The sequence below is a fragment of the Pseudomonadota bacterium genome (assembly GCA_039196715.1).
Lineage (GTDB): Bacteria > Pseudomonadota > Gammaproteobacteria > CALCKW01 > CALCKW01 > CALCKW01.
The window spans coordinates 1-19,361 of the sequence record JBCCUP010000002.1; the positions used below are offsets into that span (position 1 = coordinate 1).

The 19,361-nt window shown below is 66.9% G+C and carries 16 protein-coding genes; 5 read left to right on the forward strand and 11 right to left on the reverse strand.

What is annotated here, in order from left to right:
- Positions 1-453: 453 nt before the first annotated feature.
- The 4 genes from AAGA11_01245 to AAGA11_01260 all read right to left on the reverse strand — a co-directional run bounded on the left by AAGA11_01245 (position 454) and on the right by AAGA11_01260 (position 4,819).
- Complete coding sequence (locus tag AAGA11_01245; protein MEM9601460.1) at positions 454-1,461, reverse strand: serine/threonine protein kinase; 1,008 nt, start codon at positions 1,459-1,461, stop codon at positions 454-456.
- A gap of 98 nt (positions 1,462-1,559) precedes the next feature.
- Complete coding sequence (locus AAGA11_01250) at positions 1,560-2,243, reverse strand: OmpA family protein (GenBank protein ID MEM9601461.1); 684 nt, start codon at positions 2,241-2,243, stop codon at positions 1,560-1,562.
- A gap of 243 nt (positions 2,244-2,486) precedes the next feature.
- Positions 2,487-3,890: an NADP-dependent phosphogluconate dehydrogenase gene (gene gndA, locus AAGA11_01255; protein ID MEM9601462.1), complete on the reverse strand. Its 1,404-nt coding sequence runs from the start codon at positions 3,888-3,890 to the stop codon at positions 2,487-2,489.
- A 2-nt stretch (positions 3,891-3,892) separates the two neighbouring features.
- Positions 3,893-4,819 carry a DMT family transporter gene (locus AAGA11_01260; protein MEM9601463.1) on the reverse strand — a complete coding sequence of 309 codons (927 nt, stop codon included), beginning with the start codon at positions 4,817-4,819 and terminating at the stop codon, positions 3,893-3,895.
- A gap of 160 nt (positions 4,820-4,979) precedes the next feature.
- On the opposite strand from AAGA11_01260, the gene AAGA11_01265 reads away from it, so the two are divergent.
- From AAGA11_01265 to AAGA11_01285, 5 genes are all read left to right on the forward strand, one after another.
- Positions 4,980-6,557: a trimethylamine methyltransferase family protein gene (locus tag AAGA11_01265; GenBank protein ID MEM9601464.1), complete on the forward strand. Its 1,578-nt coding sequence runs from the start codon at positions 4,980-4,982 to the stop codon at positions 6,555-6,557.
- A gap of 2 nt (positions 6,558-6,559) precedes the next feature.
- Positions 6,560-9,010: an FAD-dependent oxidoreductase gene (locus tag AAGA11_01270; protein MEM9601465.1), complete on the forward strand. Its 2,451-nt coding sequence runs from the start codon at positions 6,560-6,562 to the stop codon at positions 9,008-9,010.
- Between the two features lie 115 nt (positions 9,011-9,125).
- Positions 9,126-9,506, forward strand: coding sequence for an MAPEG family protein (locus AAGA11_01275; protein MEM9601466.1), 381 nt, complete (start codon positions 9,126-9,128; stop codon positions 9,504-9,506).
- Positions 9,507-9,521: 15 nt separating this feature from the next.
- Positions 9,522-11,129, forward strand: a complete 1,608-nt coding sequence (locus AAGA11_01280; GenBank protein ID MEM9601467.1) for a GMC family oxidoreductase N-terminal domain-containing protein — start codon at positions 9,522-9,524, stop codon at positions 11,127-11,129.
- A 10-nt stretch (positions 11,130-11,139) separates the two neighbouring features.
- Complete coding sequence (locus AAGA11_01285) at positions 11,140-11,514, forward strand: cupin domain-containing protein (GenBank protein ID MEM9601468.1); 375 nt, start codon at positions 11,140-11,142, stop codon at positions 11,512-11,514.
- A 15-nt stretch (positions 11,515-11,529) separates the two neighbouring features.
- Here the strand turns inward: AAGA11_01285 and AAGA11_01290 are convergent, their stop codons facing one another.
- The 7 genes from AAGA11_01290 to AAGA11_01320 all read right to left on the reverse strand — a co-directional run bounded on the left by AAGA11_01290 (position 11,530) and on the right by AAGA11_01320 (position 19,245).
- Positions 11,530-12,675 carry an iron-containing alcohol dehydrogenase gene (locus AAGA11_01290; protein ID MEM9601469.1) on the reverse strand — a complete coding sequence of 382 codons (1,146 nt, stop codon included), beginning with the start codon at positions 12,673-12,675 and terminating at the stop codon, positions 11,530-11,532.
- The gene (locus AAGA11_01295) at positions 12,672-14,045 is read right to left on the reverse strand and encodes an aldehyde dehydrogenase family protein (GenBank protein MEM9601470.1); all 1,374 of its coding nucleotides are present in this window, start codon (positions 14,043-14,045) and stop codon (positions 12,672-12,674) included. The genes AAGA11_01290 and AAGA11_01295 overlap by 4 nt, the downstream gene beginning before the upstream one ends.
- Positions 14,046-14,048: 3 nt before the next feature.
- Entirely contained in the window at positions 14,049-15,413 is a 1,365-nt protein-coding gene (locus AAGA11_01300; protein ID MEM9601471.1) for a glutamine synthetase family protein, read from the reverse strand.
- 80 nt (positions 15,414-15,493) lie between these two features.
- Positions 15,494-16,534: a TRAP transporter substrate-binding protein gene (locus AAGA11_01305; protein ID MEM9601472.1), complete on the reverse strand. Its 1,041-nt coding sequence runs from the start codon at positions 16,532-16,534 to the stop codon at positions 15,494-15,496.
- A 55-nt stretch (positions 16,535-16,589) separates the two neighbouring features.
- Complete coding sequence (locus AAGA11_01310) at positions 16,590-17,915, reverse strand: TRAP transporter large permease subunit (GenBank protein MEM9601473.1); 1,326 nt, start codon at positions 17,913-17,915, stop codon at positions 16,590-16,592.
- A complete protein-coding gene (locus AAGA11_01315) occupies positions 17,915-18,484 on the reverse strand; it encodes a TRAP transporter small permease subunit (GenBank protein MEM9601474.1) in 570 nt (189 codons plus the stop codon). Before AAGA11_01315 ends, AAGA11_01310 begins: the two co-directional genes overlap by 1 nt.
- Positions 18,481-19,245 carry an N-formylglutamate amidohydrolase gene (locus AAGA11_01320; protein MEM9601475.1) on the reverse strand — a complete coding sequence of 255 codons (765 nt, stop codon included), beginning with the start codon at positions 19,243-19,245 and terminating at the stop codon, positions 18,481-18,483. The genes AAGA11_01315 and AAGA11_01320 overlap by 4 nt, the downstream gene beginning before the upstream one ends.
- Between the last annotated feature and the right edge of the window lie 116 nt (positions 19,246-19,361).

The following is a 19,361-nucleotide window of genomic DNA, read 5'->3' on the forward strand; positions in this document are numbered from 1 at the left end:
AGTCTTTCAATACCTGAAAATTGGTGGGTCGGGAGAGCATGCTCGTAACGTGGGGTCGTTGCATCGGCTCGGGGCCTATTGGCCGCAAATAGCAAGAGCGCTGGAGTACTCGGGACACATCGTCAGAATTGATCATCTTTATTTGGGCCAATCGGGTCGAGACGATAGAGCCAGCCCTGGCCTGTCCAACCTAGTCTTTCTACATGGTGATGCGCTATTCCGTTTCTCGTTACTCGAATTGCGTTAATCAAGCACACTTGAACCGCTGATAGCGGGCGCTTTGTTGTGTAGAGGCTTGCCGAATAGATGTATTCAGCAAGGGGAACAGGAGTACGTCGCATTGAAAGTTCACAGGCTGCCGGATCATCTGTTCGCCGCGTCTTGCTTTGCAAGGACGCGACTCCCGCGGGCAGTGACGGGTAGTCGTGTGCAACACACGGACTTTGCGCCTGCCTACACCGGCCCGACACGCAAGCCGTGGGGCTCTTGCATGGCGGCGATCTGTTCGCGCAGGTCGAGGACGTGTTGGTCCCAGTAGCGGGCTTCGCCGAACCAGGGGAAGGCGGCGGGGAAGGCGGGGTCGGACCAGCGCGCGGCGAGCCAGCCGGCGTAGTGCAGCAGGCGGAGGCTCGCGAGCGGTGCTATGAGCGGGAGTTCTCGCGTTGGGAAGGGCCGGAATTCTTCGTAGCCTTCGACGAGTTCGGCGAGTGCAGCGTTGCGCGCGGCCACGTCGCCGGAGAGAAACAGCCAAAGGTCCTGGATGGCTGGGCCGCTTCGCGCGTCGTCGAAATCCACCAGCAGCAGCCGGTCGTCGCGGATCAGCACGTTGCTCGCGTGGCAGTCGCCATGAAGGCGGATTTCGGTGATGTCCCCAAACGCCGCGAGTGACTGCTTGACGCGCTCGAGCAGGTCGGTGGCGACGCCCTCATACACCGCGCGCATGTCGAGCGGCACAAGGTCGCTGCCAAGGACGCGGGCAATGGCGTGGTCGCCGAATTCTTCGGTGCTCAGCCGCGGGCGTGCGGTGAACGGCCGCTGTTCGGCCACAAGGTGCAGGCGGCCGAGCACCTGACCGACGCGGTAGAGGTGGTCGGGTTGGTCCATCTCGAGCGCGTAGCCGCCCCGGCGCGGGTAGACCGCAATCCACCAGGGCGCGCAGTGGTTGAGGGCTTCGCCCGTGGCGGGCGCCGGCAAGGCTGCTACCACCGGCACCTCGCGTGCAGCCAGCTCACCGACGAGGGCGTGCTCCTCGGCGACGGCCTCGGCCGACCAGCGCCCGGGCCGGTAGAACTTCGCGACCACCGGGTCGCCGTCTTCAAGCCCGACCTGGTAGACCCGGTTCTCGTAGCTGTTCAGCGCCAACAGCCGCCCGTCGCAGCGCCAGCCCAAGGACTCGATGTCGTCGAGTATCCGGTCGGGGGTCAGGCTGGCATAGGCCCAGTCGTCGGTGTCGGTCGGCATGGCGTTAGCGCACCTCGGTGACAAAAAAAAGGGCAAACGGCGAACCGTCTGCCCTTCGTGCTGGCGCCGGGAACCGTTGCCCCGGCGCTGCCGAGCCCTTACTGGGTCTCGGACTTGCTGCCGATCACCACCACTTCAACGCGGCGGTTCTTGGCGCGGCCCAGTGCCGTGTCGTTGCTGGCGATGGGCTTGGTCTCACCGCGGCCAACCGCTGCCATGTCGATGCCCGGCAGTTTGCCGCCGAGGTAGTCGGCGACCGCTTGCGCGCGGCGCTCGGACAGGGCCTGGTTGTAGGCGTCAGAGCCGGTGCTGTCGGCGTGGCCGACGACCACGACGCGGCGGACCTTGTCGAGCGCGCCGATGCCGGCTGCGAGCGAGTCGAGTGCCGCGGAACCGGAGCTGCCGATGTCGGAGCTGTCGGTGGCGAAGAGCGCCTGGGCGTCGAGCTTGACCGGCACGTTCATCACCACCGGGGTGGCATCAGGCTCCGGCTCTGGCTCGGGTTCCGGCTCGGGTTCCGGCTCCGGCTCGGGCTCCGGGAAGATGCCTTCACACGGGTGGAAGGCGTCGTCTTCACCCCAGCCCGGGCCGTGCAGGAATTCGCTGCCGGCGTTCAGGTAGATGTTGCTCGCGGGGTTGCCCACGTAGCCGTCACGCGCGCCTTCGCCGCCGGGGCAGTTGATGTTGTGCATCGGCGAGGCTTCACCGCTGCCGCCGCCCAGTGAACTGCAGCCGGCGAGAACCGCACTCGCCGCCAACGTGATCAGTACTTTCTTCTGCATTGAGAGGTCTCCTAAATATGCCAAGCTGGTATTACGGACACAGCGCGCATCTCACCCGCAGGATGATACCACTCGGCTCACGCAGCTTCGCTTAGCATATTGCAACATAGCGAATTCCACGTGTCGCCGCGCGTCGGATTTCCGGCAGGCGTGACTGCCGCGGTGGCCCGCAGTCCGTTTAACAGTCAAAAGATAGACGACCGATTACGATTCGCAAGGAATCGTCAACGGCTTGACGATTTTTTACCAGGGCCCGTGAAAGGCCCCGGTTTTGTCGAGCCGCTCGAAGCCGTGGGAGCCGAAAAAGTCCCGCTGTGCCTGGATCAGGTTGGCTGTGCTGCGCGCCTGACGGATGCCGTCAAACCACGCGAGCGCCGACGACAGCGCCGGCACCGGCAGGCCCGCAGCCACACAGGCGCCAACGGTTTGGCGGAGTGCCGGCACCGCCACCGCCGTTTGTGGCACAAAATGTTCATGCGTCAACAAGTTGTCGTAGTCCACGCCCGAGCGGAACGCCGACGCCATGTCGTCGAGCAGGCGCGACCGGATGATGCACCCCGCCCGCCAGATCTCGGCGACACGCGCGAGCGGCACGTCCCAGTGGTGTTCGCGCGACGCGGCCGCAATCGCACTGAAGCCCTGCGCGTACGCACACACGCGCCCGGCCAGCAACGCGAGCTCGAGCAGCTCGACCGTGTCGTCGTTGAATTCCACTTTGCCGGTGCCGGTGTCGGCGTAGACCGGCGCGAGGCGCTCGCGCAGCCCGGATAGCGAGGACACACAGCGCGCCGACACCGCCGCTTCCACGGTGGTGGCCGGCCGGCCGAGTTTCTGCGCCTCGATGGCCGACCAGGTGCCCGTGCCCTTCTGGCCGGCGCGGTCGGCGATGATGTCGACGATCGGCCCGCCGGTGGTGTCGTCGGTGACTTTCAGCACCTCGGCGGTGATTTCGACGAGGTAGGCGTTGAGCACGCCGTCGTTCCAGCGCTCGAACACCGCAGCGATGTCGGCCGCAGACCAGCCGAGCCCGTCGCGCATCACGCCGTAGGCCTCGGCCAGCATCTGCATGTCGGCGTACTCGATGCCGTTGTGCAGGGTTTTGACGAAATGGCCGGCGCCGTCGGTGCCGAGGCGCGCGCAACAGGGCGCGCCATCGTACTGGGCCGCGATGGCAGTCAGCACGGGCGACACGCGCGCGTACTCGTCCTCGGTACAGCCGACCATGATCGACGGCCCGAAGCGCGCGCCCTCGCTGCCGCCCGACACCCCGACGCCCACCCAGCCGATGCCGGTGTCGGCTAGCGCCGCCAGGCGCCGCTGGGTTTCGTTGAAATCGGCGTTGCCGCAGTCGAGCAGCAGGTCACCCGGCTCGAGCAACGGGTGCAACGCGTCGAGCTGCGCGTCGACCGCTGCACCCGCGGGCACCATGAGGATGATCATGCGCGGCGCCTCGAGGGCGGCGACCAGATCCTCGAGCGACTGCGTCGGCACAAAGCGGTCGGCGAGCTCGTCGGCGGATTCCATGAACGCGGCGGTACGCTCGACCGTGCGGTTGAAGACCGCGACGGTGTTGCCGCGCTCGGCGATGTTGAGGGCGAGGTTTGCGCCCATGACACCCAGACCGATCAAACCGATTGAAGCACTCACCGTCAGCTTTCTCCTTGTGTTGCACGCGCGAGTCTGTGTTCGCGCCAGGCGATGAACAGACCCGATCCAATGACCCCTATCATACCGACAACGGCCAGACCGCTCGGCAAATCCCCAAACACACTGTAGCCGAGCGCCGTGGCGGTGATGATCTCGAGGTACTGAAACGGCGCGAGCGTCGACGCGGGCGCGCGGGCAAAGGCGAGCACCACCATGAAGTGCCCGACCGACGCAATCGCGCCCAGCAGCGCGAGCCACAGCCAGTCGGTCCACGCCGGCCACACCGGCTGCCAGTCGGCCACCCAACCGACGGCACCGAGGCCCAACACCGCCGTCATCACCGCCGCGCCCGCGACCCCGGCGTAGAACTGCATCGCAAGCGGTGTCACCACGGCGCTGAGGCTCCGCGTCAGGATGAGGTAGAAGGCAAAGGCCCCGGCCGCCGCGACCGGCAGCAAAGCCGCCGCGCCGACCCGGGCGAAGCTCGGTTGGATGATCAGCAACGCGCTGCCGAAGCCGACCGCCACGGCGGCCAGGCGACGCCACCCGATCGCTTCACCGAGCAGCACCGCAGCCAGGAGCGTCAGCAGCAGGGGCTCGACGAAGAAGAGCGCGATGGCGTCGGCCAGCGGCAGGTGCGGCAGCGCACTGAAGAACAGCACCGTCGCCAGCGCAATCAGGGCGCCGCGGGCCAACTGGCGCGGCAACTGGACCGGCCTGGCGCTGCCGGGCCGGCCCCAAAGGGCCAGTGCGACCCCAAAAAACACCGACTGGAACGCGAAGCGCGCCCAGACAATCTGGACAACCGGCACCCGCTCGGCGAGCAGTTTGGCAATCGCGTCGATGCCGGGCAGCAGCAGCATCGCGACCGACATGAGCAGGATGCCCTGCAGGGGACGGTCGGACGCCGTCGATGAACGCGTGGCCATGCTGTGGGGGGTTCCGGGCGGCATACCGGGGCGCACGCGGCCCGCACGCCCGAGGTCGGTCGTAAAAACGGCGCTGAGGGTCGCCCAGTCAACACCGGCAAGCGGCAACCCGGAGCGTTTTTTCCAATAATAGAGTGTTCAGTCCGGATGAGAGCTCGCCATGGCCTCTGCAAGCCCCCGACGTCGCCGAAACGCCCGCGCCGCCAAACACGCCGAACGCGCGGCCCCACTGCAAGAACACGAGCGCCCGGTCCGCCCGGGGTTCGAAGGCGGACGCTACGCGCCCTTCACCGATGCCCAGCTCGAGCACCTGCACCGGGCCACGCTGGACGTGCTCGCCGACATCGGCCTTGCCAACGCGATCCCGAGTTGCGTTGAGCGCGTGGTCGCCGCGGGCGGTGAGCTCACGGACGCCGGCCGCTTGCGCTTTCCGAAGGCCCTCGTCGAGGACACCCTTGCACACTGCATGCGCAACGTGGTGATGCACGCTCGCGACCCGCAGTACGACCTCAACCTCAGCGGCAGCCGCGTGCACTTCGGCTCCGCCGGTGCCGCGGTGCACATGGTCGACATCGAGAACGACACCTACCGCGACTCCACCCTGCTCGATCTCTACGACCTTGCTCGCCTGGTCGACACGCTCGACAACGTGCACTTCTTTCAGCGACCGGTGGTCGCACGCGACATGGTCGACAACCGCGACCTCGACATCAACAGCCTCTACGTGTGCCTCGCCGGCACCACCAAGCACATCGGTGTCGGTTTTACCGAACCCGACTACGTGCGCGAGGGCCTCGAGCTTTTGCACAAGGTCGCCGGTGGCGAAGACAAATGGCGAGAGCGTCCTTTTGTCAGCATGAGCAACTGCTTTGTCGTTCCACCCTTGCGTTTTGCTGAAGACGCATGCCGCTGCATGGAAGTAGCCATCGAAGGCGGCATGCCTGTCTTGCTGCTCTCCGCCGGCCAGGCTGGCGCGACCAGCCCCGCGTCGCTCGCAGGCTCGGTAGTGCAAGCCGTGGCCGAGTGCCTTGCCGGGCTCGTGTACACCAACTTGATCAAGCGCGGCGCACCCGCGGTGTTCGGCACCTGGCCTTTCGTGTCGGACTTGCGCACCGGTGCGATGACCGGCGGCTCGGGTGAGCAAGCTGTGCTGGCGGCCGGCGTCGCCCAGATGGGCCGCTACTACGGACTCTCCTGTGGCACCGCGGCCGGCATGTCCGACGCCAAGCTTCCTGATTGCCAAGCCGGGTACGAGAAAGGTGCTGCCATTTCCCTCGCCGCGCACGCCGGCGCCAACATGGTGTACGAGAGCTGCGGCATGTACGGCAGCCTGCTTGGCTGTTCTTATGAGGGCATGGTCATCGACAACGACATGCTCGGCGCAATCAACCGCACCGTGCGCGGCATCGAGGTCAGCGACGAGACCATCGGCATCGAGACCATGCGCGAAGTCACGAGCGGCGTCCAGCACTACCTCGGCAGCAACCAGACCATGTCGCTGATGCAGAGCCACTACATCTACCCTGACATCGGCGACCGCACCAGCCCCAAGGAGTGGGGCGAGCTCGGCAAGCCGAAGCTGCTCGACGTGGCACGCAAGCAACTGCACGCCACGCTCAGCAGCCACTACCCGCAGCACCTTTCGCCCGAACTCGACGCCCAGCTGCGCGCCGAACACACGATTCACCTTGACCCGGTGCTGATGACCGTCAGCGACCGCTGGACCACCGAGAACTGATCATGTCTGATATCCCCACTACCGCGCGCGTCGTCATCATCGGCGGCGGTGTCGTCGGCGTCTCCACGCTCTACCACCTCGCGCTCGCCGGCTGGACCGATTGCGTGCTGCTGGAGAAGAACGAGCTCACCGCTGGCAGCACCTGGCACGCGGCGGGCAACGTCCCGACCTTCTCGGCCTCGTGGTCGGTGATGAACATGCAGCGCTACTCGACCGAGCTCTACCGCGAGCTCGGTGAGCGGGTCAACTACCCGATGAACTACCACGTCTCGGGCTCCTTGCGCCTCGCGCACAGCAGCGAGCGCATGCAGGAGTTCGAGCGCGCGCGCGGCATGGGCCAGTACCAGGGCATCGGCATCGAGATGTGCCAGGTGTCAGACCTGAAAGACCGCTACCCCTTTCTCGAGACCCACGACCTGGTCGGTGGCCTCTACGACCCGACCGACGGCGACATCGATCCAGCCCAGCTCACCCAGGCACTCGCCAAGGGCGCGCGCGAGCTCGGCGCCACCATCATCCGTTTCAACCCCGCGACCGGCGTGCGCCGCGAAAACGGCGAGTGGGTGGTCGAAACGGAAAAAGGCGAAATCCGCTGCGAGAAGGTGGTGAACGCGGCGGGCTACTACGCCCAGCGCGTTTCCGAGTGGTTCAAGCCCTACGGCGGGCGCACCCTGCCAATGATGGTCATGAGCCACCAGTACCTGATCTCCGAGACCATTCCCGAGATCGAAGCCTGGAGTGCCGAGCACGGTGGCAAGCTGCCGCTGTTGCGCGACGTGGACTCCTCCTACTACCTGCGCCAGGAAAAGATGGGGCTGAACCTCGGCCCCTACGAGAACAACGGCGAAGGGGCGTGGCTGAGCCCGAGCGACCCAATGCCCGAGGACTTCAGCTTCCAGCTTTACGACGACGACCTCGACCGCATCGCCTGGCACATCGAAGACGCCATGGGCCGCGTGCCACTGCTCGGCAGCGTGGGCATCGAACGCGTGATCAACGGCCCGATCCCGTACGCACCCGACGGCCTGCCGTTGATCGGGCCGATGCCCGGCGTGCCAAACGCCTTCGAGGCCTGCGTGTTCACCTTCGGCATCGCCCAGGGCGGCGGCGCCGGCAAGGTGATGGCGGAGTGGATCACCGAGGGCGAGACCGAGTGGGACATGTGGTCCTGCGACCCGCGCCGCTACACCGACTACACCGACCAGGACTACTGCAACCAGAAAGGGCTCGAGGTCTACCGTAACGAGTACGCGATGCACTTCCCGCATCACGAGTGGCCGGCCGGTCGCGACCGCAAGCTCTCCCCCGCGCACGACGCGATCAAACTCGCCGGCGCGCAGTTCGGTGCCTACAACGGCTGGGAACGCGCCAACTGGTTTGCCAAGCCCGGTGATGACACGTCTCACGAGGCGACGCAGACCTGGAACCGCGAAGGCCCGTGGGCGACCCGCATCCGCGAGGAATGCCACGCCGTGCGCGACAGCGTCGGCGTGCTCGACCTGCCAGGCTTCTCGCGCTTCAGCGTGAGCGGCGTGGGCGCCGCCGACTGGCTGCTCGGCCTGATCGCCGGCAACCTGCCAAAGGTCGGACGCATGAACCTCGCGTACTTCCCGACCGCCCAGGGCCGCATCCTGACCGAGATGTCGGTCATGCGCCACGGCGACGACGACTTCACGCTGATCACCGCGGCGACCGCCCAGTGGCACGACTTCGAGATCCTGCGTGACGCGCTGCCGGCTGACGGCAGCATCAGCCTGAGCGACCACACGACCGAGTTCTCCACGCTGATCGTGTGCGGGCCGAAATCGCGCGAGCTGTTTGCCGGCCTGAGCGACGACGCCGACCTCAGCCTCGGCTGGTTGAACCACCAACAAGCGACGGTCGCCGGGCAACCCGCCACCCTCGCCCGCGTGAGCTTCGCCGGTGAACTCGGCTGGGAGATCCACGCCCGCAACGCGCACATCCCCGCGCTCTACGCCGCCGTGACCGGGGCCGGCGCCACACCCTTCGGCATGTACGCGCTCGATTCGATGCGCCTCGAGAAGGGTTACCGCACCTGGAAGGGCGACCTCTCGACCGACTACAGCCTGGTGGAAGCCGACCTCGGCCGCTTCATCAAGCTCGACAAGCCGCAGGACTTCCCGGGCAAAGTCGCCATCCAGACGGAAATACAAGCCGGTTCGAAAAAGCGCTTTGTGCACCTCGAGGTGGACGCAGGCGACTGCGACGCGCCCTACATGTCGACCCTGTGGCAAGGCGACGAGATCGTCGGTGAAACCACCTCGGGCGGCTGGGGCTACCGCAGCGAGAAGTCGCTCGCGCTCGGCATGCTGAAGTCAGACCTCGCCGAGCCCGGCACCGTGGTGGACGTCGACATCTACGGCGAACGCCGCAAAGCCACGGTGATGGCCGGACCCGCCTGGGACCCGGCAAACGAGCGCCTGCGCGCCTGACGCGATACCCCACTCGACCTGTCCGCCCCGCCGATCCCGGCGGGGCTTTTTTTTGGCTGACCGACCGGTGCGCGGCCACGCTATAGTGGCGTGACACCCGCACCCGCCTGCCAACATGGTCACGCCGCTCTACGCCGCCCTGCTGACGGGTCTGTTCCTCGTGTTGAGTTTCCGGGCGCTGCTGTTGCGCCGCAAGCACGGCGTCGGCGTCGGCACCGGCGGCAACCCGACGCTGGAGAAGGCCCTCGCAGCCCACAGCAACTGCGCCGAGTACCTGCCGCTGGCGCTGTTGCTGCTGTACATGCTCGAGGTGCAGACCGGCACGGGGCTCACCGTGCACGCGCTCGGCGTGGCGCTCGTGATCGGCCGCTGCCTGCACGCTTACGGGGTCAGTCAGGTCGATGAGGACTACCGCTTCCGGGTCGCCGGTATGGTGCTGACGCTGAGCTGCCTGATCGGCGCGGCCTGGCGCCTCGCCGCGAGCACCCTCGGCTAGCGGCCCGCGCGCACCGTGGCCGCGCAGGACACCTTCGACTACATCGTGGTGGGCGGCGGCGCCGCCGGTTGCGTGCTCGCCGCGCGGCTCGCGTTGGAGAGTGAGGCCTCGGTGCTGTTGCTCGAACGCGGCAACGCCGACACCAGCCGTTGGATTCACATCCCCGCCACCTTCTTCAGGGCGCTGCAGAGCGCTGACGCCGACGTCGTGGTTTCTGAGCCCGACGCCTCGCTCGACGACAAGCCCTTCCCGGTGCCGCAGGGCCGAGTGCTCGGCGGCGGCTCGTCGGTCAACGGCATGATCTACATGCGCGGGCAGGCCCGCGACTACGACGACTGGGCGGCGCAGCACGGCTGCGCTGGCTGGGCCTACGCCGACGTCCTGCCGACCTTCAAACGTCAGGAGCGCAACACCCGGCTCGCCGACCCGTACCACGGCACCGACGGCGCACTCGTGGTCGCGGACCCGGCAACGAAACACCCCGTCTCGGCTGCGATCATCGCCGCCGCCCACGCCGCCGGCGTGCCACCCACCGAAGACTTCAACGGCGCACAGCAGGCCGGCGCCGGTTGGTACCAGGTGACCGCGCACGCCGGGCAGCGGCAGTCCGCGGCCCACTGCTTTCTCCGCCCGGCGCTGGGCCGCGACAACCTGAGCGTGCTGACCGGGCACCTCGTCGCCCGGCTGCAGTTCACCGCGCGCCGGGCCACCGCGGTCGACTGCCTGACCCCGGAAGGCACGCCAACGCGGTTTCGGGCCCGACGCGAGATCATCCTGACCGCCGGCAGCTTCCACAGCCCGAAGCTCCTGATGCTCTCGGGCATCGGCCCGGCCGCGGAGCTCCGTCGCCACGGCATCGACACCGTCCACACGGTGGCGGACGTCGGCCAGCACTACCAGGACCACGTCGGCGCGCCGGTCACCCGCCGACTGAAGGACAACATCGGCTTGTACGGTGCCGAGCGTGGACTCACCGCGCTGCGCCACGGCCTCAACTACGCGCTGTTCAAGCGCGGTCTGTTGATGAGCAACCTGCTGCAGGCCGGCGCCTGCGTCGACACCCGGGGGGACGGCCGTCCCGACGTGCAGTACAACTTCGCGCCTTTCGCGCCGGGCAGCCCCGGCTCGCCACCGCTGCCCTTTCACGCGATCCAGGTGCACCCGATGACGATGCGGCCGGCGTCCAGAGGGCACCTCGGCCTCGCCTCGACCGACCCGCGCGACCCGCCCCGCTTCCACGCCTCGGCGCTCGCCCACGAGGCCGACCTCGACACCCTGCGGCGCGGCGTGCGCCTGGCACGCGAGATCTGCGACCAGGCGCCGCTCCGCGAGCTGATCGACGAGGAAATCTGGCCCGGTTCGGACGTCAGCAGCGCCACCGGGTCCAACGCGCTGGACCGCGCCATCCGGTCCCAGGCGCGCACGATCTTTCACCCGGCGGGCACCTGCCGCATGGGTCCGGACGCCGGTGCCGTGGTAGATTTGCAACTCCGGGTGAACGGGGTCAGCGGCCTGCGCGTGGCCGACTGTTCGATCATGCCGGCGCTGACCTCCGGCAACACCAAGGCACCGACGATGATGATCGCAGACCGCTGCGCCGACGCCCTGCTGAACGACCACTGAGACCCACACCATGGACCAGCATTTCTTCAATCTGAACGACGCCGAGGGCGGCATTGAGCGCGAACTCGCGCCCGGGATCACCACGCGGGTGTACAACGGTGAGCACGCCATGGTGTCGATCGTGCGTTTCGAGCCGAACATCCGCGGCACCCTGCACCACCACCCCGAAGAACAGTGGGGTCTGTGCGTCGAGGGCGGTGGAAAGCGCTTTCAGGGTGAGCAGGTCGTCGACGTGTCACCCGGCGATTTCTGGCGCACGCCGGGCGGCGTGCCACACACCATGGAGGCCGGCGACGCCGGCCTGGTGGTCATGGATGTGTTTGCGCCGCCGCGCACCGCGTACACGCAGCCCGGCAGCGGCTTTGCCGCCGAGACGGCCGACTGATCCCGCGACGCGCGCTCACAACAGGGCTTCGAAAAGGGCGCGCGTGTTCTCGGCGGTCAGTGTGACCGGGTTGCCGCCGGTGCTCGGGTCGCGCAGCGCGGCGTCAACCAGCGCGTCGAGGTCGGGGTTCTCGACGCCGAGCTCGGTCAGCGTCTTCGGAATGCCAAGGGCGGCATTGAGTTCATCGACGTAAGCGCGAAAGCCGTCGAAGCCGCCGTCGATGCCGAGGTAGGCCGCCACCCCGTCGAAGCGTTCGCGAATCGCGTCGGCGTTGAACCTGAGCACCTCTGGCATGCAGACCGCGTTGGTGGTGCCGTGGTGGGTGTTGTGCACCGCGCCGATCGGGTGGCTGAGCGCGTGGATTGCCCCGAGGCCCTTCTGAAACGCCGTCGCGCCCATCGCCGCCGCGCTCATCATGTTGGCCCGAGCCTCGAGGTCGCTGCCGTCCGCGTAAGCGCGCGGTAGATAGGTTTTCACCAGGCGCATACCCTCGAGCGCGATGCCCTGGCTCATCGGGTGGTAGTGCGGCGAGGAATAGGCCTCGACACAGTGGGCAAAGGCGTCGAGGCCCGTTCCGGCAGTGATGAACTGCGGCATGCCAACCGTCAGCGCCGGGTCGGCGATGACGACCGCAGGCAACATCTTCGGGTGGAAGATGATTTTCTTCTCGTGCGAGTCCGAGTTGGTGATGACACTCGCCCGCCCCACCTCGGACCCGGTGCCCGCGGTGGTCGGCACCGCCACAACCGGGGCGATCGCGTCGCTGTTGGCGCGTGTCCACCAGTCGCCAATGTCTTCGAAATCCCAGATCGGGCGCGTCTGGCCGGCCATGAACGCGATCACCTTGCCGAGGTCCAGACCGGAGCCCCCGCCAAAGGCGATCACCCCGTCGAAGCCGCCCTCGCGGTAGACGTGCACGCCTTCGACCGCGTTGCGGTCGGTGGGGTTGGCGTCGACGTTGGAAAAGCAGGCCCGACCCAGGCCGGCCTCGGCCATCAGCTCGAGCGTGCGCGCGGTGATCGGGTTGTCGGCCAGGCCCCGGTCGGTCACCAGCAGCGGCTTGCGGATGCCCGCTGCCGCGCAGGCCTCGCCAATCTCGGCAATGCGGCCGGCGCCGAATCGAATGGGGTTGGGGTAGCTCCAGTTCGCTGTCAGGGTCATGTCGTGCGTTTCTTCAAGTGGTAGGACTTCGGCCGTGTCAGGGCGTGGTAACCGAGTTCGGAGAGGCCGGCGCCGCGGCCGGTGTCCTTGCAGCCGGTCCAGCAGAGCGCCGGGTCGAGGTAGTCGCAGCGGTTCATGAACACCGTGCCGGTCTGCAGTTGCCGGCCGATGGCGAGTGCCGCGTCGCTGTCGGCGGTCCACAGCGAGCAGGTCAGGCCGAAGGGGCTGTCGTTCATGAGCTCGATCGCGTGGTCGTCGTCGCGCACCGGCATGATACCGACCGCCGGTCCGAAGGTTTCCTCGCGCATGATGCGCATGCCGTGGTGCACACCGGTGAGCACCTGCGGCGTGAGGTAAGCCCCGCCGTCGTCGGCCGCAACCGTGTCGATGTGGGCCACCGCGCCCTCGGCCACCGCGTCGTCGATGTGCTCGCGCACCAGCGCAGCAAAGCGCGCGTTCGCCATCGGCCCGAGGGTCGTCGCCTCGTCCAGCGGGTTGCCGAGTGTGTAGCCACGGACCAGCGCGACGGCGCGCTCGACAAAGGCGTCGAACAGGCTCTCGTGCACGTAGATGCGCTCGATGCCACAGCAGCACTGCCCGGAATTGAACATGGCGCCGTCGATCAGGGTGTCGACTGCGGCGTCGAGGTCGGCGTCGGCGCGCACGTAGCCCGGGTCCTTGCCGCCGAGCTCGGTCGACACCGCGGTGAAGGTGCCGGCCGCCGCGACTTCCATCGCCCGGCCGCCGCCGACCGAGCCGGTGAAGTTCACGAGCCCGAGGTCGCCATCGGCGATCAGCGCCGCGGTGGTCTCGTGCGCCAGCACCACGTTGCTGAACACGCCGGGCGGCAGACCGGCCGCGGCGAAGGCGTCGGCCAGGTGTTCGCCGACGAGGATCGTCTGCGCGGCGTGTTTCAGCACCACCGTGTTGCCGGCGATCAGCGCGGGCGCAACGGTGTTGATCGCGGTCATGTAGGGGTAATTCCACGGCGCGACCACGAACACGACACCGACCGGCTCGCGTTCGATCATGCGCAGGAAGGCCGAGGACTCCTCGACCATCAGCGGTGCCAGTGCGCGGTCTGCAATGGAGATCATGTACTCGGCGCGTTCGGCGAAGCCGCCGAACTCGCCGCCGTAGCGGACCGGCCGGCCCATCTGGTGCGCCAGCTCCTGCACCATGCGGTCCTGCGTCTGACCAATGAAGTCCACCGCCCGCTGCACACAGGCGGCGCGTTCGGCCACCGGCCGCGCGGCCCAGTCGCGTTGCGCCGCACGCGCGGCCGCGACCACGTCACGCGCTGCATCAAGATCGAGCGGGGTGCGCTCGGCCACCAGGCTGCCGTCAATCGGTGAGATGCATCGGATCATGGCTCAGGCCTTTTCGAACCCGCGCGCGATCTCCCAATCGGTCACGGCGCGGTCAAACTCGGATTGTTCCCACTCGGCGCAGCGCGTGTAGTGGTCGACGACGTCGTCGCCCAAGGCGCTGCGCAGAAACGTGGAGCCGCGCAAGCGCTCGGTGGCCTCGCGCAGCGTGGCCGGGATCTCCGGCACGCTGTCGTCTTCGTACAGGTCGCCGGCCGCCGCCGGCGGCAACGCCAGCGCGTCGTCCAGCCCACGCAGGCCCGCGGCCAGCAACGCGGCCTGCGCGAGGTAGGGGTTCATGTCGCTGCCGGGTATCCGGCACTCGACCCGCACCGCGCCGGTGTCGGCGCCACAGAGGCGGAAACCCGCTGTGCGGTTGTCGACCGACCAGGCGGTCTTGGTGGGTGCAAAGGTGCCCTTGGCGAAGCGTTTGTAGGAGTTGACGTAGGGCGCGAGGCACACGGTGTACTCCGGCGCGTAGGTGAGCAGGCCGGCCATGAACTGCGCCATGGTCTCGGACATGCCGTGTTCGCCATCTCGGTCGGCAAAGGCATTGGCGCCGTCGCGCCAGAGCGACATGTGGATGTGGGCGGCGCTGCCGACGCGGTCGGCGTGCCACTTCGGCAGGAAGGTCGCAGCGTGGCCGTGCTGCCAGGCAATTTCCTTGGTGGCGTGCTTGGCAATCGTGTGGTGGTCGGCACAGGCCAGCGCATCGGCATAGCGGATGTTGAGCTCTTCCTGGCCCACCTCGGCTTCGCCCTTGGAGTTTTCCACCGGCACACCCGCCGCCACCAGGTGGTTGCGCAGCGGTCGCATGACGTGCTCTTCCTTGGTGGTCTGGAGGATGTTGTAGTCCTCGTTGTAGGCGCCGAGCGGCTGCAGGTCGCGGTAGCCCTCTTCGCGCAACACGTCGAGCGGTTTGCGGAACAGGAAGAATTCGAGCTCGGTCGCCATCATCGGCGTCAGCCCGCGCTCGGCGCAGCGTGCCACCTGGGCCTTGAGGATCTGCCGCGGTGAATGCGCGACAGGGGCGTGGGTGTGGTGGTCGAGGATGTCGCAGAGCACCATCGCGGTGCCCTCGAGCCAGGGCATCAGCCGCAGGGTCGAGAGGTCCGGCTGCATGACGTAGTCGCCGTAGCCCGCCTGCCAACTGCTCGAGGCGTAGCCGTCGGGTGTGGCCATCTCGAGGTCGGTCGCGAGCAGGTAGTCGCAACAGTGGGTTTCGGCGTGCGCGCTCTCGAGGAAGTTCGAGACGTGGAAGCGCTTGCCCATGAGCCGCCCTTGCATATCGACAAGGCAGACGAGCACGGTGTCGATGGCGCCGTCGCGGGCCAGGTCGCCGAGGGTGTCAAAGCTGATCAAACCGGACATGAATTACCCATTGACTTCTGTGGCGTCAAAAGACGCTCGAAGCCCAGCAACGGGCTTCGAGCGTGCGCTGTGGCGCGAACTCAGCTGTAGCGGTACGGCCGCCCCGCTTTCGCCATGTCCGCGTTGTATTGGCGGAAGATGTTAACAATCTTTGCCTTGGTCTCGGACTCGCTTGCGATCTCGTCCCAGAACTTGACCGCCGCCTCTTCGACCTGCGCCCACTCCGCGTCCGGGATGGACGTGAGCTTCATCTTGGTGCCGTTGACGCGCAGGTTCGCCTCGCCGCCCCAGTACCACCACTGGCGGTAGTAGTGGCTCTGCTCCATGCACACGGTGAGCAGCGCCTGGAGGTCTTCGGGCAATTCGTCCCAGCGCTCCTGGTTGGCGAAGAAGTGGCCAATCCAGGCCCCGGAGATGTTGTTGGTCAGGAAATAGTCGGTGACGTCCGCCCAGCCGACCGTGTAGTCCTCGGTGATGCCGGACCACGCAATGCCATCGAGCTCACCGGTCTGCACCGCCACTTCGATGTCTTCCCACGGCAGGGTCACGGGCACGACGCCGAACTGCGCGAGGAAGCGGCCTGCGGTCGGGAAGGTGAACACCCGCTTGCCCTTGAGGTCGGCGAGCGAGTTGATCGGGTCCTTGGTGGCGAAGTGACAGGGGTCCCAGGAGCCGGCCGAGATGTGCTTGACACCCACCTTGGCGTATTCGGCTTCCCAGATCTCCTTGAGACCGTACTGGTTGAACAGCACCGGCACGTCGAGCGAGTAGCGCGACCCGAACGGGAAGTAGCCACCGAAGACGGTGACCTCGGTCGGCGACGCCATAGAGTCGTCGTCGGACTGCACGGCGTCGATGGTGCCGCGTTGCATCGCCTGAAACAATTCGCCCGTCGGCACCAACTGGTCGGCGGTGAACAGCTCGATCTGCATGCGGTCGCCGGCGATCTTGTTGAAGGTGTCGATCGCAGGCTTGACGACGTGCTCGGCGAGCGGCCCGCCGGCGTAGGTCTGCATGCGCCACTTGATCGTGGAATTCGCGATGGCGGGCGCGGCGAAGGTGGATGCGGCGGCCGGGGCGGCAACGGCAGCGCCTTTGATGAAATTGCGTCTTGTGGTCATGGACAACTCTCCAGGGATGACAGTCAACGTGACAAGGAAACACGCTCTCGTCGGGTTACTTCGCGTAAATCAGTTCCGGTAACCACAGAGCGATCGAGGGAAACACCATGATGGCGGCCAGTGCCAGGGTCATGACACACACGAACGGGATGATCGAACGGTAGATGTCGCCGAGCCCGATCTCGGGCGGCGACATGGCACGCATCAGAAAGAGGTTGTACCCGAAGGGCGGTGTCATGTAGGCGATCTGTGTGGTGATGGTGTAGAGCACGCCATACCAGATGAGATCAAAGCCCAGTGAACCGACCAGCGGGATGTAGAGCGGTGCGACGATCACCAACATGGCGGTGTCGTCGAGAAAGGTACCCATCAGAATGAAGCTGAGCTGCATGAGGATCAGGATCGCCCAGGGGCTCAGGCCGAGGCGTTCGGTGAACACGCTTTCGATCGCCTTGACCGCACCGAGGCCATCGAACACGGCGCCGAAGGCGAGCGCAGCGAGGATGATCCACATGAACATGCAGGTGATGCCGAGCGTGTTGCGCACGGACGTCTCGAACACGGTCCAGTTCATGCGCCGCTTGAGCACGGCCGCGACGAACGCCGTGATCGCGCCGATCGCCGAACTCTCCACCAGCGAGGTCCAGCCGTTGACGAAGGGGATCATCATCGCGAAGAAAATCGCGAAGGGCAGCAAGCCGGCGAGCAGCAGGCGGTTCTTCTCGCGCTGCGGCATGGCGCGGTCGGCCTCGGACAACACCGGGCCGAGCGCCGGGTTGAGCCGGCAGCGCACCGCGATGTAGATGACGAACATACCGGCCATCATCAAGCCCGGCACCACGCCCGCCAACCAGAGTTGGCCGACTGGTTGCCGGGCGATCATGGCATAGAGCACCAGCACCACCGACGGTGGCACCAGGATGCCGAGCGAACTCCCCGCCTGGATCACCCCGGTGACCATGCGCTTGTCATAGCCCCGCCGCAGCAACTCCGGTAACGCAATGGTGGCCCCGATGGCCATGCCCGCAACCGACAGGCCGTTCATGGCCGAGATCAGCACCATCAAGCCGATGGTGCCGATCGCGAGGCCACCGCGCAGCCCGCCCATCCAGACGTGGAACATGCGGTAGAGGTCGTCGGCGATGCGACTCTCGGACAGGATATAGCCCATGAACACGAACATCGGCACCGTCAGCAACGGGTACCAGCGCATCAGCTTGATGCTCTGCGAGAAGGCGATGTCGAATCCGCCGCGGTCGCCCCAGAGCGCCAGGGCGGCAATCACGGCGACAAAGCCGATCGCACCGAACACGCGCTGGCCGCTGAACAGCAACAGCATCATGGTCGAGAACATCAGGAGGGCGATGAGCTCGTAGGACATCAGTCGAGCGCCTCACCGCGCAGCCGCAACACGTCCTTGCCGAGCTCGGAGAGTGCCTGCAGCAGCATCAGCACAATGCCGACGCACATGATCGTCTTCACCGGCCAGAGGTAGGGCCGCCAGATCGTTCGGCTGCGTTCCAGCGTGCCCACCGATTTCTCCCCGGTGGCGAGGTCGACGAAGAAGCCCACCGGCTCCGAGCCGAAATAGCCGAGCGAGTAGGCCGTCGAGCTCAGCCCACCCCACAACAGCACGCCGAGGTAGACGAGCAGGCACAGCACCGTCACGGCGTCGACCGCCGCCTTGCGGTGCGCGCTCCAGCCGTCGTAGAAGAGGTCCATGCGCACGTGCGAGCCCATCTGGATGGCGTAGGGCCCGCCGAGGAAGAAGTAGGCGATCATCGCGAACTGCGCGACCTCGAGCGTCCACAGCGAGGGTTGGTCGCCGAACTTGCTGACCGTCGACCACAGCAACACGGCCATCATCACGAAGACGCCGTACATGATGACCCGCCCCACCCCGCGGTTGAGCCGGTCGGCGAAAGCGATGTACGACCGCAGCAGCGTCACGTCCGGCTCGCCTGCGCGGGCGCCGCCAGGGCGTCGCTGATGCTGTGCGACAACCAGATCGCCAGCAGCTTCGCCATACGTTGACACGGCTCGGCCGAGGCGATGAGGTCGTTGCGGATTTCGATCATCACGTTCAGCAGGCCGCGCGGCAGCGCGTGCCGGCGCAAGGTGTGGGTGACGCCGTCATCCGGCCCGTAGGGCTCGTTGCGGCGGCACTCGAAACCGTCAACCCGCGCCAGCAGCGCGTCCGCGAGGCGCGTGTCGCTGTCGTGGAGGACGCCGATTTCCACCTCGCGCGGCGTGCCGAAGTAGGTGGGCGTAAAACTGTGCACGGTCGCGAGCACCGGCGGCAGCGCGCGGCGCGACAACACTTCCGCGAGCCGCTGCTCGAAGGGCTCGTAGACCGACCGCGTGCGCGCCGCCCGGGCGTCGGGCGTGAGGTCGAGGTTGCCGGGGATCACCGTGTCTTCGCTCTGCGCCGGCATCGCGCTCGCCGCCTCGGGCGGGCGGTTGCAGTCGTAGACGAGCCGCGACACGGTGCCGTACACCAGCGGCGCATCGAGCAGCGCCGACATCTCGCGGGCGGTGTCGAAGGCACCCGGGTCCCAGGCGATGTGGCTGGTGAGCGCCCCGTCGGGCAAGCCGAGGGTGCCGTAGGCCGGCGGGATGGTGTGGCTCGCGTGCTCGCACACCAGCACACACGGGTGGCGTCCGTCCGGGTTCAGAACGCGCACAGGCGGCGCGTCCAGCGGGTCATCCATGTGTCGCCCCTGGCACGGCTGGGATAGCGGATGTAAATTTTTCTTCAGGGCGAGCCGCCCTGTCAATGATTTTTGATCAGAATTTTTACTCGGCGCAACGGATTGAACCGTTTTTG

Bases quoted from the DNA above. Each gene is read 5' to 3' on its own strand.
- AAGA11_01245 (MEM9601460.1), bottom strand. From the start codon at position 1,461: ATGCCGACCGACACCGACGACTGGGCCTATGCCAGCCTGACCCCCGAC.
- AAGA11_01250 (MEM9601461.1), bottom strand. From the start codon at position 2,243: ATGCAGAAGAAAGTACTGATCACGTTGGCGGCGAGTGCGGTTCTCGCC.
- AAGA11_01260 (MEM9601463.1), bottom strand. From the start codon at position 4,819: ATGGCCACGCGTTCATCGACGGCGTCCGACCGTCCCCTGCAGGGCATC.
- AAGA11_01265 (MEM9601464.1), top strand. From the start codon at position 4,980: ATGGCCTCTGCAAGCCCCCGACGTCGCCGAAACGCCCGCGCCGCCAAA.
- AAGA11_01270 (MEM9601465.1), top strand. From the start codon at position 6,560: ATGTCTGATATCCCCACTACCGCGCGCGTCGTCATCATCGGCGGCGGT.
- AAGA11_01275 (MEM9601466.1), top strand. From the start codon at position 9,126: ATGGTCACGCCGCTCTACGCCGCCCTGCTGACGGGTCTGTTCCTCGTG.
- AAGA11_01285 (MEM9601468.1), top strand. From the start codon at position 11,140: ATGGACCAGCATTTCTTCAATCTGAACGACGCCGAGGGCGGCATTGAG.
- AAGA11_01290 (MEM9601469.1), bottom strand. From the start codon at position 12,675: ATGACCCTGACAGCGAACTGGAGCTACCCCAACCCCATTCGATTCGGC.
- AAGA11_01295 (MEM9601470.1), bottom strand. From the start codon at position 14,045: ATGATCCGATGCATCTCACCGATTGACGGCAGCCTGGTGGCCGAGCGC.
- AAGA11_01300 (MEM9601471.1), bottom strand. From the start codon at position 15,413: ATGTCCGGTTTGATCAGCTTTGACACCCTCGGCGACCTGGCCCGCGAC.
- AAGA11_01305 (MEM9601472.1), bottom strand. From the start codon at position 16,534: ATGACCACAAGACGCAATTTCATCAAAGGCGCTGCCGTTGCCGCCCCG.
- AAGA11_01310 (MEM9601473.1), bottom strand. From the start codon at position 17,915: ATGTCCTACGAGCTCATCGCCCTCCTGATGTTCTCGACCATGATGCTG.
- AAGA11_01320 (MEM9601475.1), bottom strand. From the start codon at position 19,245: ATGGATGACCCGCTGGACGCGCCGCCTGTGCGCGTTCTGAACCCGGAC.